The following is a 13,369-nucleotide window of genomic DNA, read 5'->3' on the forward strand; positions in this document are numbered from 1 at the left end:
AGGTTCCCATCGTGCAGACCCAGCAACTGTTCGGCGGCAAGCTGAAGCTGCGCCATCTCGTCCTCCTCACCACGATCGCCGATGAGGGGTCGTTCGTAGGCGCCGCCGATAACCTCTACATCTCCCAGCCCGCCGTGACCCGAAGCGTCCGGGAGCTCGAAGATCTCGTCGGCGTCGAGCTCTTCGTGCGCGGACCTCGAGGCGTATCGCCCACGCCGGCCGGGGAGATCCTGATCGAGCAGGCGCGATCCGCGCTCGGCAACCTGCGTCGCGCCTCCGAGCAGATCGAGGAAGTGCTGCGAGGGGGCGCGCGGCCGCTTCGGGTCGGGACCAACCTGGCCGGCGCCTACGCCCTTCTTCCTCGTGCCGTGGTCGCCCTGAAGCGGGCCCATCCCGACATCACGGTCTCGGTGGTCGAGGGCACCGCGGAGCAGCTGACCACGAGTCTCCACCGGAGTGAGGTCGATCTGCTCGTCGGGCGTTTGGATCCCGGAACCTATCGCGGGGCGCTCCACCACATCCGGCTCTACGACGAAGCGGTGCGGGCGGTCGTGCGTTGTGGCCATCCGGCACTTGCCTCAGCGCCGCAACGGCTCGCCGACCTGCAGTCCTACCCGTGGATCCTGCCTCTGCAGCCCAGCACTCTGCGGGCCGAGCTCGATGACATGTTTGCCCGAGAAGGCCTCAGTCCACCGCGCGACATCACCGAGTGCTCGACCCTGCTCACCTCACGGGCCATGCTCCTGGAGACAGAGGCCATCGCGCCACTGCCGATGCTGATCGGTGTGCGCGACGAGCTCCTCGAGATGCTGCCTCTCCGTCTCGACACGGTCCCGCGGGCCATCGGCGTGACGCTGCCTGCGGACCGGTCGGTCAGTCGAGAAGCACGCCTGTTGGTCGATACGCTCACCGCCACTGCGGCGACCATCGCCACCGAACTCGATGAGGCTGTACCGGCGGCCGTGCCGAGTGCTGCTGCTCCAAGGAGCCCGGTCATCTGAAGCTCGACCTCGAGCCAAGTCCGGACCCGTTCCACCGGAGACCTCGACAGCGTCCGGCATGAGCGGGCGTGCATACCGCACGCAGGTTTGGCATTGGTGACCTGGACCACTTCCTCTCCAAGATCTGATGCCATGAACACTTCCGAGGAACCAGCCGATTCGAAACCGAGCTCTGGCGTTTCCAGGCGTTCACTGCTTGCCGGCGCCGGTGCAACAGGCGTCCTCGCAGGGACGGGCGCACTGCCTGCGTCCGCTGCAGGTGCGACGTCCGCCGCCCGAAAGTTCGGCGCCGGCAGGCGAACCCGGCTCGTTCTTCTGGGCACGTCCGGGGGTCCGCCCTGGTGGCCCGGAACTGACCGCGCGGGCGTGGCGTCAGCGGTGGTCGTCGGCGACAAGTACTACATCGTGGATGCTGGACATGGAGTGGGCCGTCAGGCACGGGATGCCCGGCTCGGCAACTGGAGCCATGACACGGACGGTCCGCTCGACGCTCTGCGTGCGATCTTCCTGACCCACCTGCACTCCGACCACATCATCGACCTGAACAACCTGCTCATCGAGGGGTTGTCGAACGGACTCGCGCGGGTGACGGCACCAGTGCAGGTGTGGGGACCCGGCAATCGGGGCACGCTTCCTCCCCGTTTCGGGCCGCCCCCGGACCCGGCGGTGACGGCGCCGGAGAATCCGACACCGGGAACAGCCGAGACGATCGACCTGATGATGCGGGCGTACGCGACCGACATCAACGACCGGGTCTTCGACACCCGCAAACCACCGCCGTCCGCCCTGGCCTCCGGGCATGACGTGCCCATCCCGGAGCGTTACCTCGCCGACCCCAACGGGAACCCGCATCCCCGGATGAGTCCCGTGCCGTTCTACGAAGACGACCGTGTCCGGGTATCGGCCACACTCGTGCAGCACGCTCCGGTCTTTCCCGCGCTTGCCTTTCGCTTCGAGACCGAGGACGGGGTGGTCGTGTTCTCCGGCGATACGTCGCCGAGCGAGAACCTCATCGAGATGGCGCGAGGCGCCGACATCCTCGTGCACGAAGTCATGGACCGAGAATGGGCCGAAGAGATCTTCCCCGAGCCTCGAGACACCTCGGCCGAGGGTCGCTTTCAGCACCTGATCAACGCGCACACCACCATCGACGAGGTGGGGCCGATTGCTGAGGCAGCAGGCGTACGGACGCTCGTGCTGAATCATCTGGTCCCCGCCAACTGGCCGGAGCACAAGTTCCACCGGGCTCAGAAGAACTTCTCCGGTCTGGTCGTCGTCGGCCGGGATCTCGACGAGTTCGGAGTGGGCGCAGCGCTCGGCTGAGCGCCGAAGACCCTTCAGAACCCGATCGGCAGCCCGGCGTAGTTCTCCGCGAGCCCGGCGGCGGCGTGCTCGCTGGAGGTCACCCAGCGCAGCTGGGAGAGCTGGAGCTGGGTGTCGAAGGGGTCCTCGGCGGTGTGCAGCATCGTGGTCATCCACCAGGAGAAGTGGGTGCAGCGCCAGACGCGGCGCAGCGCGGTCGCGGAGTAGTCGTCGGCCAGCCGTGGGTCGCCCTTGAGCAGCGCGGTGAGCGCGGGTGCCAGCAGCGCGACGTCGGCGACGGCGAGGTTGAGGCCCTTGGCGCCTGTGGGCGGGACGATGTGGGCGGCGTCGCCGGCCAGGAAGAGCCGGCCGTGGCGCATCGGCGTGGAGACGTGCGAGCGCATCGGCAGGACGCTGCGGTCGGTGATCTGGCCGGACTGCAGCGTCCAGCCGTTCTGGCCGTGACCGAGCCGGGAGGCGAGCGCGTCCCAGATCTGGTCGTCGGACCAGGTTGCCGGGTCGGTGCCGTTCGGCACCTGGAGGTAGAACCGGGAGACGCTCTCCGAGCGCATCGAGTGCAGCGCGAAGCCGTCGGGGTGCCAGGCGTAGATCAGCTCGTCGGTCGAGGGCGCGACGTCGGCGAGGATGCCGAACCAGCTGTAGGGATAGGTGCGGTCCCAGCTCTCGCGGGCCGGGATCGCGGCGCGGCTGGGGCCGAAGGATCCGTCGCAGCCGACGATCACGTCGGCTCGGATCCGCCGCGCGACCCCGTCGGGGTCGGTGAAGGTGACCGAGGGCTGGTCGGACTCGATGTCGTGCAACGCGGTGTCTGCGACCTCGTAGTGGACGACCTGCCCGGCGGCCCTGCGTGCATCGATCAGGTCCTTCTGCACCTCGGTCTGGCCGTAGACGTAGACCGCCCGACCGACCAGGTCGACGAAGTCGAGGTGGTGACGCTCCTCGGGCCACTGCAGGTAGATCCCGCGATGCTTGTCGGCCTCGCGGGCCAGTCGGTCGCCGAGGCCGACCTCGGTGAGCACGTCGACGCTCGACTGCTCCAGGATGCCGGCGCGGATCCGGGCCGCGACGTACTCCTCCGACCGGGTCTCCACCACGACCGAGTCGACCCCGTCGGCGGCGAGGAGATGGCTCAGCAGCATCCCTGCGGGGCCGGCGCCGACGATCACAACCTGCGTACGTTCATCTGCCATGGGGCCGAGTCAACTCCTGTCCGAGTGATCGTCGCCACCGCCGCTTTCCGTTGAGTGGAAACCGGAACCCTCGACGGATTCTCAAATGGTGCGGACGGGCTCTTGTGTCCGCGCCGGTGCGTCCCTACCGTCGAGGCAACTCAATTGTGACCCGAGTCACAACCTATGAAGGAGCGCCCTGATGCCCGACGTCCTCGCCGACCGCGCCGCCCTCGAGTCCCAGATCGGCGACCAGACCATGGTCGACGTGCTTGCCAAGGTGGTCGCCGAGCGCGGCGCCGAGCCGGCCTTCTCCGACCGGCACACCGTCGACGGCACGGGCTGGCGCACCCTGACCTGGGGCGAGCTGCACCAGCGCGCCCGCGGGCTGGCCGCCGCCTACATCAAGGCCGGTCTCCAGCCGGGAGAGTCGGTCGCGATCATGGCCGCCAACCGCATCGAGCACATCCTCGCCGACCTGGCGGCCGTGCTCGCGGGAGGTGTGCCGATCAGCATCTACAACACCCTCGCGCCCGACCAGGTGGGCTACGTCGCCGAGCACGCGGACCCGCGGATCGTGGTGCTGGAGACCGACGACCACGTCGCCCGCTGGGCGCTCGGGCTGAAGCGGGAGGAGATCCTCCGCGTCGTCACCATAGACACCGCGGTGGCCGACGACCCGCGGGCGGTCGCCTGGGACGACTTCGTCGCCTCCGGGGCGGCGGCGCTCGACGGAGTCGACGGGGTCGGCGAGGAGCTGGACGCGCGCAGCGCGGCGGTGACCCCGGACGACACCGTCACGATGCTCTACACCTCGGGCACCACCGGGCAGCCCAAGGGCGTGGTGCTCACCCACCGCAACATCGTCTTCGAGACCACCAGCTCGCTGTCGACCTCGGGGATCGAGGAGCCGGGGATCCTGGTCTCCTACCTGCCGTTCGCGCACATCGCCGAGCGGGTGCTCAGCCTCTACATCCCGCAGTTCAACGGCGGCCACGTCTATCTCATCCAGGACCCCACGCTGCTGCTCAGCACGCTGCAGGAGGTGCACCCGACCAGCTTCTTCGGGGTCCCGCGGGTGTGGGAGAAGATCCGCACCGGCGTCACCGCCCTGCTCGCCGCCGAGACCGACGACGCCAAGCGGGAGGCCGTGGAGAAGGCGATGGCGGTCGGCCTGGCCTACGTCGAGTCGCAGCAGACCGGGCAGACCACCTCGCCCGAGCTGCAGGCTCAGTTCGAGCAGGCGGACGCCGCGGTCCTCTCGACCATGCGTGCCCTGCTCGGGCTCGACAAGGTCGAGTGGGCGGCGAGCGCGGCCGCGCCGATGCCGCTCGAGGTCGCGAAGTTCTTCGCCGGGCTGGGGATCAAGGTCTACGACGTCTACGGGATGACCGAGACCACCGGTGCCGCGACCGCCAACGGGCCCGACGGCTTCCGGCTCGGCACGGTCGGCCGGGCTCATCCCGGGATCGAGGTGCGCATCGCACAGGACGGCGAGATCCTGTTCCGCGGTCCCATCACGACCCCCGGCTACGTACGTCGGCCGGAGGCGACGGCAGCGCTCCTCGACGACGACGGCTGGCTGCACACCGGCGATATCGGCTCGCTCGACGAGGACGGCTTCCTCAGCGTCGTCGACCGCAAGAAGGAGATGATCATCAACTCCGCGGGCAAGAACATCGCCCCGTCCAACATCGAGAACCTCCTCAAGGAGAGCCCGCTGGTCGGCCACGCGATGGTGGTCGGTGACGGCCGTTCGTACGTCGTCGCCGTGCTCACCCTCGACGGCGAGATCGCTCCAGTGGTCGCTCAGAAGCTCGGCGTCGAGGCCGGCTCGCTCGCCGAGCTGGCTCAGCACCCGGTCATCCGGGGCGCGGTGGGTCAGGCGGTCGAGGCGGCCAACGCCCGGCTGTCGCGGCCCGAGCAGGTCAAGGCCTTCGAGCTGCTCGGCGAGGAGTGGACCGCCGAGTCCGAGGAGCTCACCCCGACCCTGAAGCTCAAGCGGCGCGTGGTGAGCAAGAAGTACGCCGACATCATCGACGGGCTCTACGCCGCGGAGCAGTAAGGGTTGGCGTCCGGATCCTGACGCCGCCCTCTCGTCCTCAGGATCCGCCCGGTAACGTCGAGATCGACTTGTTCGGGCGGGTCAGGAGGTCTGCAATGCGTTGCTTCATCGTCGTCAAGGAGCGCAGCGACGCCGAGAGATGGGACTGGGTTCTGGCCGGTCCCGGGCTGCACGCGGCCGGATCGCTGGGAGCCCGCGGGACCGAGGACGCGATCATCGCGGCGGTCGGGGCTGCGTACGACTCCCTCATCCGGCTCGCTCCGGTGCAGATCGTGGTCGCGCTGCCGTCCAACTCGCGGTTCTGGATGCTGACCGACGAGATCGCGGACGCCTATCCAGGGGTCACCGTGGTGCCGTTCGTCGAGGACGACGCGGACATCCGTGCCGAGGCCGTGGAGGCGCTCGCGGTCCATCGGGCCGGCCCGCTGCCGCCGCTGGTGGTGGCGACCGACGGCTCGGCGCATCGCGGGTTCATCGGGTGGGGATGGCTCGCCGGTGACGGCCAGCACGGCTTCGGGCGGCAGGTGCCCAACGCCCGGATCCGGGACCCGCACTCACTGGTGGTGCTGGCCGAGCTGCAGGCGATCGCGGAGGCGGTGCGGGCGCTGCCGCGGCGCACGCTGACCATCCGGACCGACTCGCGCGTCGCGCTCGCGCTGATCGAGGACTGGCTGCGCGGCGAGGAGTCGATGCCGAAGGGCTACGAGACCGAGCACCGCGCCGAGCTCGCCGGCCTGACCCGGATGCACGACGAGCTCTGTCGCGAGTCCGAGCGGCTCTCGTTCGAGTGGGTACGCGGCCATGTCGGCGAGGCGCTCAACGAGGGCGCCGACTCGCTGGCGAAGCTGGCTCGGCGCTTCGCCGAGGGCACCTGGGGGCTGACCGCCGACGAGATCCCCGGCAGGGCGCGGGCGATCGCGGAGACCTTCGCCGCACCGTTGGCCTCCGGGTCCGCCTCGGCCGGGTAGGTTCGCCCGGTGTGAATCCTCCGACGGTCACCATCGCCCCGGACGAGCCCGCGCAGATCCGCGCGCGGCTCGATGCGCTGGGCCTGGACGGCATCTTCGACGTACACACCCACTTCCTGCCCCAGCGGATGCTCGACAAGGTGTGGGCCTACTTCGACTCGGCCGGTCCGCTGACCGGCCGGGCGTGGCCGATCGCCTATCGGCACTCCGAGGAGGAGCGGCTCCGGGTGCTGCGAGACCTCGGCGTACGTCGCTTCTCGGCGCTCACCTATCCGCACAAGCCCGGGATGGCGGCGTGGCTGAACGAGTGGGGCGCGGAGTTCGCGGCGGACAAGCCGGACTGCCTGCAGTCGGCGACGTTCTACCCGGAACCGGGTGCCGGGGACTACGTACGGGAGGCGGTCGAGGCCGGCGCGCAGATCTTCAAGGCACACGTCCAGGTCGGTGACTACGACCCCAACTCGCCGCTCCTGGACCCGGTCTGGGAGGCGCTGTCGGAGTCGCGTACGCCGCTGGTGATCCACTCCGGCCACGGGCCCGCTCCGGGGCGGTTCACCGGTCCGGCCGGGATGGAGGCGCTGCTCGGCCGCTTTCCCGATCTGGCGCTGATCGTCGCTCACATGGGTCTGCCGGACTATGCGCGGTTCCTCGACCTCGCGGAGAAGTACGACGGGGTGCACCTGGACACGACGATGGCGTTCACCGCGTTCACCGAGGCTTCGACGCCGTTCCCGGCCGAGGATCTGCCGCGGCTGAAGGCGCTGGGGGAGCGGGTGCTGTTCGGGAGCGACTTCCCGAACATCCCCTATCCCTACCTCGAGGCAGTCGACGGAGTGCTCGGCCTCGGGCTCGGGGACGAATGGGCGCGCGGGGTGCTCTACGAGAACGCCGCGCGACTCTTCGGACCGCCCTCGGGCCGCTAGGCGACCGCCGTCTCGTCGTAGCTGTCGGTGAGGATCTGGACGATGTCGGGGACGCCGAGGGCGAGCCGGTTGAACCGGGGCGACTCGGCAGCGACGACCAGGTGCTTGGCGAGCTCGATCTCGTCGCGGGCCCACGGGATCAGCCCGGCGCGGTCCAGGTTGGCCGAGTTGGCCGCCCCGTGGCCGGAGATCGAGCGGTAGGTGATCACCGGGGTGCCCGAGGCCAGGGCCTCGAGCGAGGTGAAGCCGCCGGCGTTCTGGACGACGCAGTCGCTGGTCGCCATCAGGGCGCGTACGTCGGTGCGCCAGCCGAGCGCCACCACGCCGGGGATCCGCTCCAGACGGCGCTTGAGACAGGGGTCGGTCGCGCAGAGGACGATCGGGGTCATGTCGCTGTGCTCGAGGATGTCGAGGGCGGTCTGCTCGAGTGCGCCGGCGCCCAGCGAGCCACCGGTGACCAGCGCCCGCGGGCCCGTCAGGTGGAGGTCGGCCAGCGGGTCGGGGAAGACCTGCCCCGGGACGTACGCCGCCCCCGGTGGGACGAGCGGCTGGACCACCGCCGCGTTGCCGCCGAGCATGCGCGCCTCGCGGGCGGCGACCTCGTGGATGGCGAGGTTGAGGTCGATGCCGGGGTTGATCCACAGCGCGGGGACCGCGGCGTCGGTGAGGTAGGTGACGGCGGGAACGGTGAGCTGCCCGATGGTGCGCAGGTGGCCGATGACCTGGGAGCAGAACGGGTGGGTGGAGATGACCAGGTCCGCGCCATGCATGGCCTCGGTGATCTTGCGCGTGGAGAGCCGGAGGAAGCGGTTGAAAGGCTTGTGGAGCGGACGTCCCGGCATGACCAGGCTCATCGTGGTGCCCCAGGAGTCGGGGCTGACCTGGAGCTGCATCTTGTAGCCGACCTTCAGACTGTGCCCGAGCCGCCAGGGCATCAGGTCGACGAAGTCGAAGATCTCGACGTCGCATCCGGCCTCTCCGAGCGTTCGGGAGATCTCCCGGGAGGCCGAGTTGTGGCCGGCGCCGTAGCTCGCCGAGATGATCGCCACGCGAGGTGTCGCGCCTGGCCCGAGGTGGAGGAGGGGCCTGAGCCGCTCCGAGTCGATGGACATGCGCCGGATTCTGTACGCACGGTGTGACGTTGTGGTGAACGGGGGCACCCTGGCGCGTCACTCTTCACCATCGGTTCGCCTCCCCGAACCTGCGGGCGTTCTAAGGTTCATCCTGTGATCACGGCCCGAGCACTGCGCACCCGTGCGCGGTCGGCGGTGGCCGAGCTGGGCGGCGGCCCCTCGGCGGTGGCCGCCGTGATGCGCCGGGTCGTGGCGGCGTTCGCGGAGGCGCGGGGCGTGGTGCTCACCGACGCGGCTCTGGACGAGGCAGGGATGCTGTCTGTCACAGATGGTTCGCCACCGGATCATCTGCTGTCGGACCATCTTTTCCCGGACGGGACGGGAGCGGACGATCTGGTCCTGGAGGAGATCGGCTACGTCTACGAGGCGCTGCTCGAGGACTCCTCCCGGCGCGACAACGGCGCCCACTACACCCCGCCCGAGCTCGCCGACGAGGTCGTCGCGCACACCCTGGCGCCGATCGCCGCCCCCGATGCGACCGTCGTCGACATCGCCGCCGGGACCGGCGTCTTCCTCCTCGCCTCCGCCCGCTACCTGGCGGCGTCGTGCCAGGTGCCGATGGCCGAGGTCGTCGGCCGATGTCTCTACGGTGCCGACATCGACCCGGTCGCGGTCGACATCGCGAAGCTGTCGCTCTGGCTGCTCTGCGAGGACCCCTCGCTGCCGTTGACCTTCCTCGACGACCGGATCCTGTGCGGCAACTCGCTGGTCGGGCTCGTCGACGCCGAGGGGCTGCCGGCCGGCCTCGCCGACCCGACGGCCTACGCCGACGCGATGGTCGCGGTCGCGCTGCCGCTGGGCGGCCGACCGGGGAAACGGCTGGAGGAGGCGTACGCCACGCTGGGCCGCGCCCGGCGCCTGCCCGTTCCCGCGGTCCGGCCGATCCACTGGGCGCTGGTCGCGCCCGAGGTGATGGCGCGCGGCGGCTTCGACGCGGTGGTCGGCAACCCGCCCTACCTCGGGGTGAAGCGGGTCCGCGACGCGATCGGCCAGCAGCTGCGTGACTATCTCGCGCACACGCTCGCCGCCGGCACGACGCGGCGGGCCGACTACGTCATCTACTTCCTGCTCCGCGCCGCTGCGCTCAGCCGAGGTGAGATCGGCCTGATCACGACCGACTCGATCAGCGAGGGTGACACCGCGCGGTTCGGGCTCGGCGCGCTGCTCGACCGCGGCTGGCAGGTCGCTCGGGCGGAGCGGTCGGCCCCGTGGCCGACGGCAGGCGTGCGGTTCGCGAAGATCTGGCTCACCACCCGGCCGCTCGACAGCGCGTGGCTCGACGGCCGCTCGGTCCCCGCGATCACCGGGACGCTCGAGGACGGCTTCTCGCTCCCGGAGCCGGCGCGGCTGGACCTCGACGTCCCGCTGCCGCACGGCTACCAGGGCACCATCGTGCTCGGGCGCTCGCTGGTGCTGACCCCGTCCGACGCGCAGAAGCTCGGCGGCGGCCCCCTCGGCCACACCGTGCGGCCGTATCTGAGCGGCGAGGACCTGGTCACTCCGTGCGGCTCAACGGCCTCCCGCTTCGTGCTCGACCTCGGCAAGCTCGGCCTCGAGGAGCTCGCCGAGGACCGCGCGCTCGCGCGCCTGGTGCGGTCCAAGGTGCGGGCCGAGCGCCGCCGCCACTTCGTGAAGTACCCCCAGCTGAAGGAGCGCTGGTGGGGCTTCCTCAGCCCGGTCGACGAGCTCTACCGCGACGCCGCCGGGCTGTCGCACGTCATCGCGTTCAGCAAGCACAGCAAGCACCTGTGGCCGGTGCTGGTCGGTGCCGACCACGTGTTCTCCAACGGACTGGTCGTCTACCCGACGCAGGACGCGGCTGCGTACGCCTTCCTGGCCTCCGACCTCCACCGCGTCTGGGCGATGCGCGCCGGCGGCACCATGCTCAACACCGCCTACCGCTACAACCCCTCGCGCCTGCGTGCCACCTACCCGTTCCCGGTCGATCTCGCGCCGCTCCGCCCGGCCGGCGAGGCGCTCCTGGCGGCTCTGGACCGGGTCGGCATCGAGCGCCGGCTCGGCATCACCGGCGTACTCAACCTCGTCGGCGACCCCGGCGCCCATGACCCCGCCACCATCGACCTCCGGCAGGCCATCACCGACGTCAACCACGCCACCGCCCGCCTGCACGGCATCGACGAGTCCCTGGCCACCCCCGACCTGACCCCGTCCGGCTTCGGCCTCACTCCGATCCGCCAGCGAGCCCTCATGGCCGAGCTCGTCGCCCAGAACCTAGCCCTCGCCGAATCTGCAGAATTGGCGGCCGAGAAGTGAGTCCTGGTGGCCGAGAACGTAGAAGTGGGCGACGAAACTACAGTTTCGTCGCCCACAAGTGCGGACTCGGCCACCAGAACTGCAGTTTCGGCGGAGCTAGACCGGGGTCGCGGGCCCACCCTCGACAGGAGCGGTGAAGTCGACGGTGCGCTTGGCGTTGGCGAGGGCGGTGACGGTGGCGGTGCCGATGGTGCCCTCGCGGTCGAAGACCTCGGCGGTGCCGACGGAGATGCCCTCGTGGGCGACGTGGTCGATGGTGGCGAGGCCGACCTCCATGCCGGCGGGGCGGCGGGCGAGGGCGAGGGAGATGTCGGTGTTGATCCACTCGACGCCGTTGCTGCCCCAGTTGGTGACCATCGAGGTGGCGTCGGCGATGGAGGCCACGGTCTGGAACGGGGTCATCGGCTCGCCGGCGACGGTCGGGACCGCGACCTGCCAGGTGACGTGGCGCCCGGAGTTCTGGTGCTTGCCGAAGTCGTCGGACCAGGGGTTGTCGGAGACGAAGAAGGGTACGTGGGGTTCCGAGGTCGGCGGTGCCACCGAGAGCGGCGGGGGAGTGGCGCGCTCGGTCGCCGACCAGACCTCCCCGGCCGGGTTCTCCCCGGCGAGCAGGTAGGTGCAGGTCGCCCGCGCGACGACCTGTTCCGAGCCGTCCCCGGACGACTGGACCATCTCGGCGTCGAGCAGCGCGATGCGGGGGCCGTTGCGTACGACGCTCGTCCGGATCCTCGTCGAGACCATCCGCGGCGGCCGGAACAGGTCGACGTGATAGCGCGCCGGCACCAGTTCGGAGGCGCGGCCGAGGTCCTCGATCTGGTCCTCGAGGCCGCGGGCGATCAGGCCGCTGGCGGCCACTCCGTGCATGTGGTCGTCGGCCCACATGCTGCGAGCCATCAGCGTAGGCTCGAAGCCGTCATCGGTGCGCCGGAAGAATGCGAGATCCATGCGGACATTCTAGAACGTGTCCTAACTTCGGATTCAGTTGTGAAAACCGGCAAATAGTAACGGTTCCGTCATTACAAGTGGCCTAAAACCACGTACCATCGCACCCAAAGCAGCCCCGATCGAAGAGGACGACGATGAGCACCACGCCTCCGTACCAGGTGACCGACCCCGCCACGGGTGAAGTGATCGAGACCTTCCCGTTCGCCACCGACGCCGAGGTGGAGGAGGCGCTGGAGCGGTCCATGAAGGCGTACGCAGCCTGGCGCTCGACCCCGATCGAGGAGCGCTCCGCGATCGTGAAGCGCGCGGCGGACCTCTTCACCGAGCGCGCCGCGGAGCTCGGCGCGATCATCCGCACCGAGATGGGCAAGAAGACCTCCTCGGGCGCGGGCGAGGCCGAGTTCTCGGGCGAGATCACCGCCTACTACGCCGACCACGGCCCCGAGCTGCTCGCCGAGACCGACCTGCCCGGCCACGAGGGCAAGGCGGTCATCCAGCGCCTCCCGCTCGGCCCGGTCCTCGGCGTGATGCCCTGGAACTACCCCTACTACCAGGTCGCCCGCTTCGCCGCTCCCAACCTGGTCGCCGGCAACACCGTCATCCTCAAGCACGCCGAGAACTGCCCGCGCTCCTCGGCCGCGATCGCGAAGATCTTCGAGGACGCCGGTCTTCCCGCGGGCGTCTACCAGAACCTCTACGCCACCCACGAGCAGATCGCCACGATGATCGCCGACCCGCGGGTGCGCGCCGTGTCCCTGACCGGCTCCGAGCGCGCCGGCACCGCGGTCGCGGAGGCCGCCGGCCGCAACCTGAAGAAGGTCGTCCTGGAGCTGGGCGGGTCTGACCCATACATCATCCTCGACTCCGACGACATCGACGAGGCCGCCGAGACCGCCTGGGCGACCCGGATGGAGAACGTCGGCCAGGTCTGCAACGGCAACAAGCGGATGATCGTCAACGAGGGCGTCTACGACGACTTCGTCGCGGCCCTCACCAAGCGCGCCGCCGCGATGAAGCCGCTCGAGGGCGAGGACGGCGACGACACCGTCTACTCCCCGCTGGTGGCCCGCAAGGCCGCAGAGGCGCTGCGCGCGCAGATCCAGGATGCGGTCGACAAGGGCGCCACGCTGCACGCCGGCGGCGAGATCTCCGACGGGCCCGACGCGTTCTTCGCTCCTGCCGTCCTCACCGACGTCACGCCGGAGATGCGCGCCTACACCGAGGAGCTCTTCGGCCCGGTCGCCGTGGTCTACAAGGTGAGCACGGACGAGGAGGCCGTCGAGCTGGCCAACGCGGTCGAGTACGGCCTCGGCGGTGCCGTCTTCTCCACCGACGAGGCCCGCGCGATCGCCGTCGCCCAGCAGCTCGACGTCGGCATGGCCAACGTCAACACCCCGGCCGGCGAGGGTGCCGACGTCCCCTTCGGCGGCACCAAGCGCTCCGGTTTCGGACGTGAGCTCGGTCCGCTCGGGATCGACGAGTTCCTCAACAAGCGCCTGTTCTACGTCGAGCGCTGAGCTGGGCTGAGCACACCTGAGCGGTCGCGCCGGACTCTGCGAGAATCCTGT

Annotated in this window: 10 protein-coding genes; 7 read left to right on the forward strand and 3 right to left on the reverse strand. The window is 70.0% G+C overall.

From position 1 onward, the window contains the following. Positions 1 to 11: 11 nt before the first annotated feature. On the forward strand, positions 12 to 1,001 hold the full coding sequence (locus OG984_RS27070; protein WP_328529189.1) for a LysR substrate-binding domain-containing protein: 990 nt from the start codon (positions 12 to 14) through the stop codon (positions 999 to 1,001). 132 nt (positions 1,002 to 1,133) lie between these two features. After that, a complete protein-coding gene (locus tag OG984_RS27075; protein ID WP_328529190.1) occupies positions 1,134 to 2,324 on the forward strand; it encodes an MBL fold metallo-hydrolase in 1,191 nt (396 codons plus the stop codon). Positions 2,325 to 2,338: 14 nt separating this feature from the next. Here OG984_RS27075 and OG984_RS27080 read toward each other — a convergent pair whose 3' ends face one another. After that, positions 2,339 to 3,514 (reverse strand): 4-hydroxybenzoate 3-monooxygenase, encoded by a 1,176-nt coding sequence (locus OG984_RS27080; protein WP_328529191.1) that lies wholly within the window; start codon positions 3,512 to 3,514, stop codon positions 2,339 to 2,341. 181 nt (positions 3,515 to 3,695) lie between these two features. Between OG984_RS27080 and OG984_RS27085 the strand changes: the two genes are divergently transcribed. From OG984_RS27085 to OG984_RS27095, 3 genes are all read left to right on the forward strand, one after another. Beyond that, on the forward strand, positions 3,696 to 5,558 hold the full coding sequence (locus tag OG984_RS27085) for an AMP-dependent synthetase/ligase (protein WP_328529192.1): 1,863 nt from the start codon (positions 3,696 to 3,698) through the stop codon (positions 5,556 to 5,558). Between the two features lie 95 nt (positions 5,559 to 5,653). Then, entirely contained in the window at positions 5,654 to 6,526 is an 873-nt protein-coding gene (locus OG984_RS27090) for a ribonuclease HI (protein ID WP_328529193.1), read from the forward strand. An 11-nt stretch (positions 6,527 to 6,537) separates the two neighbouring features. Further along, positions 6,538 to 7,449 carry an amidohydrolase family protein gene (locus tag OG984_RS27095; RefSeq protein ID WP_328529194.1) on the forward strand — a complete coding sequence of 304 codons (912 nt, stop codon included), beginning with the start codon at positions 6,538 to 6,540 and terminating at the stop codon, positions 7,447 to 7,449. Here OG984_RS27095 and OG984_RS27100 read toward each other — a convergent pair. Then, complete coding sequence (locus tag OG984_RS27100; RefSeq protein ID WP_328529195.1) at positions 7,446 to 8,561, reverse strand: MGDG synthase family glycosyltransferase; 1,116 nt, start codon at positions 8,559 to 8,561, stop codon at positions 7,446 to 7,448. The genes OG984_RS27095 and OG984_RS27100 overlap by 4 nt on opposite strands. 114 nt (positions 8,562 to 8,675) lie before the next feature. On the opposite strand from OG984_RS27100, the gene OG984_RS27105 reads away from it, so the two are divergent. After that, a complete protein-coding gene (locus tag OG984_RS27105; protein ID WP_328529196.1) occupies positions 8,676 to 10,856 on the forward strand; it encodes an Eco57I restriction-modification methylase domain-containing protein in 2,181 nt (726 codons plus the stop codon). Between the two features lie 96 nt (positions 10,857 to 10,952). On the opposite strand, the gene OG984_RS27110 is transcribed toward OG984_RS27105, so the two are convergent. Then, on the reverse strand, positions 10,953 to 11,801 hold the full coding sequence (locus OG984_RS27110) for an acyl-CoA thioesterase domain-containing protein (RefSeq protein ID WP_328529197.1): 849 nt from the start codon (positions 11,799 to 11,801) through the stop codon (positions 10,953 to 10,955). 134 nt (positions 11,802 to 11,935) lie between these two features. Between OG984_RS27110 and OG984_RS27115 the strand changes: the two genes are divergently transcribed. After that, a complete protein-coding gene (locus tag OG984_RS27115; protein WP_328529198.1) occupies positions 11,936 to 13,318 on the forward strand; it encodes an NAD-dependent succinate-semialdehyde dehydrogenase in 1,383 nt (460 codons plus the stop codon). Positions 13,319 to 13,369 lie beyond the last annotated feature (51 nt).

The organism is Nocardioides sp. NBC_00368, from assembly GCF_036090055.1.
GTDB lineage: Bacteria > Actinomycetota > Actinomycetes > Propionibacteriales > Nocardioidaceae > Nocardioides.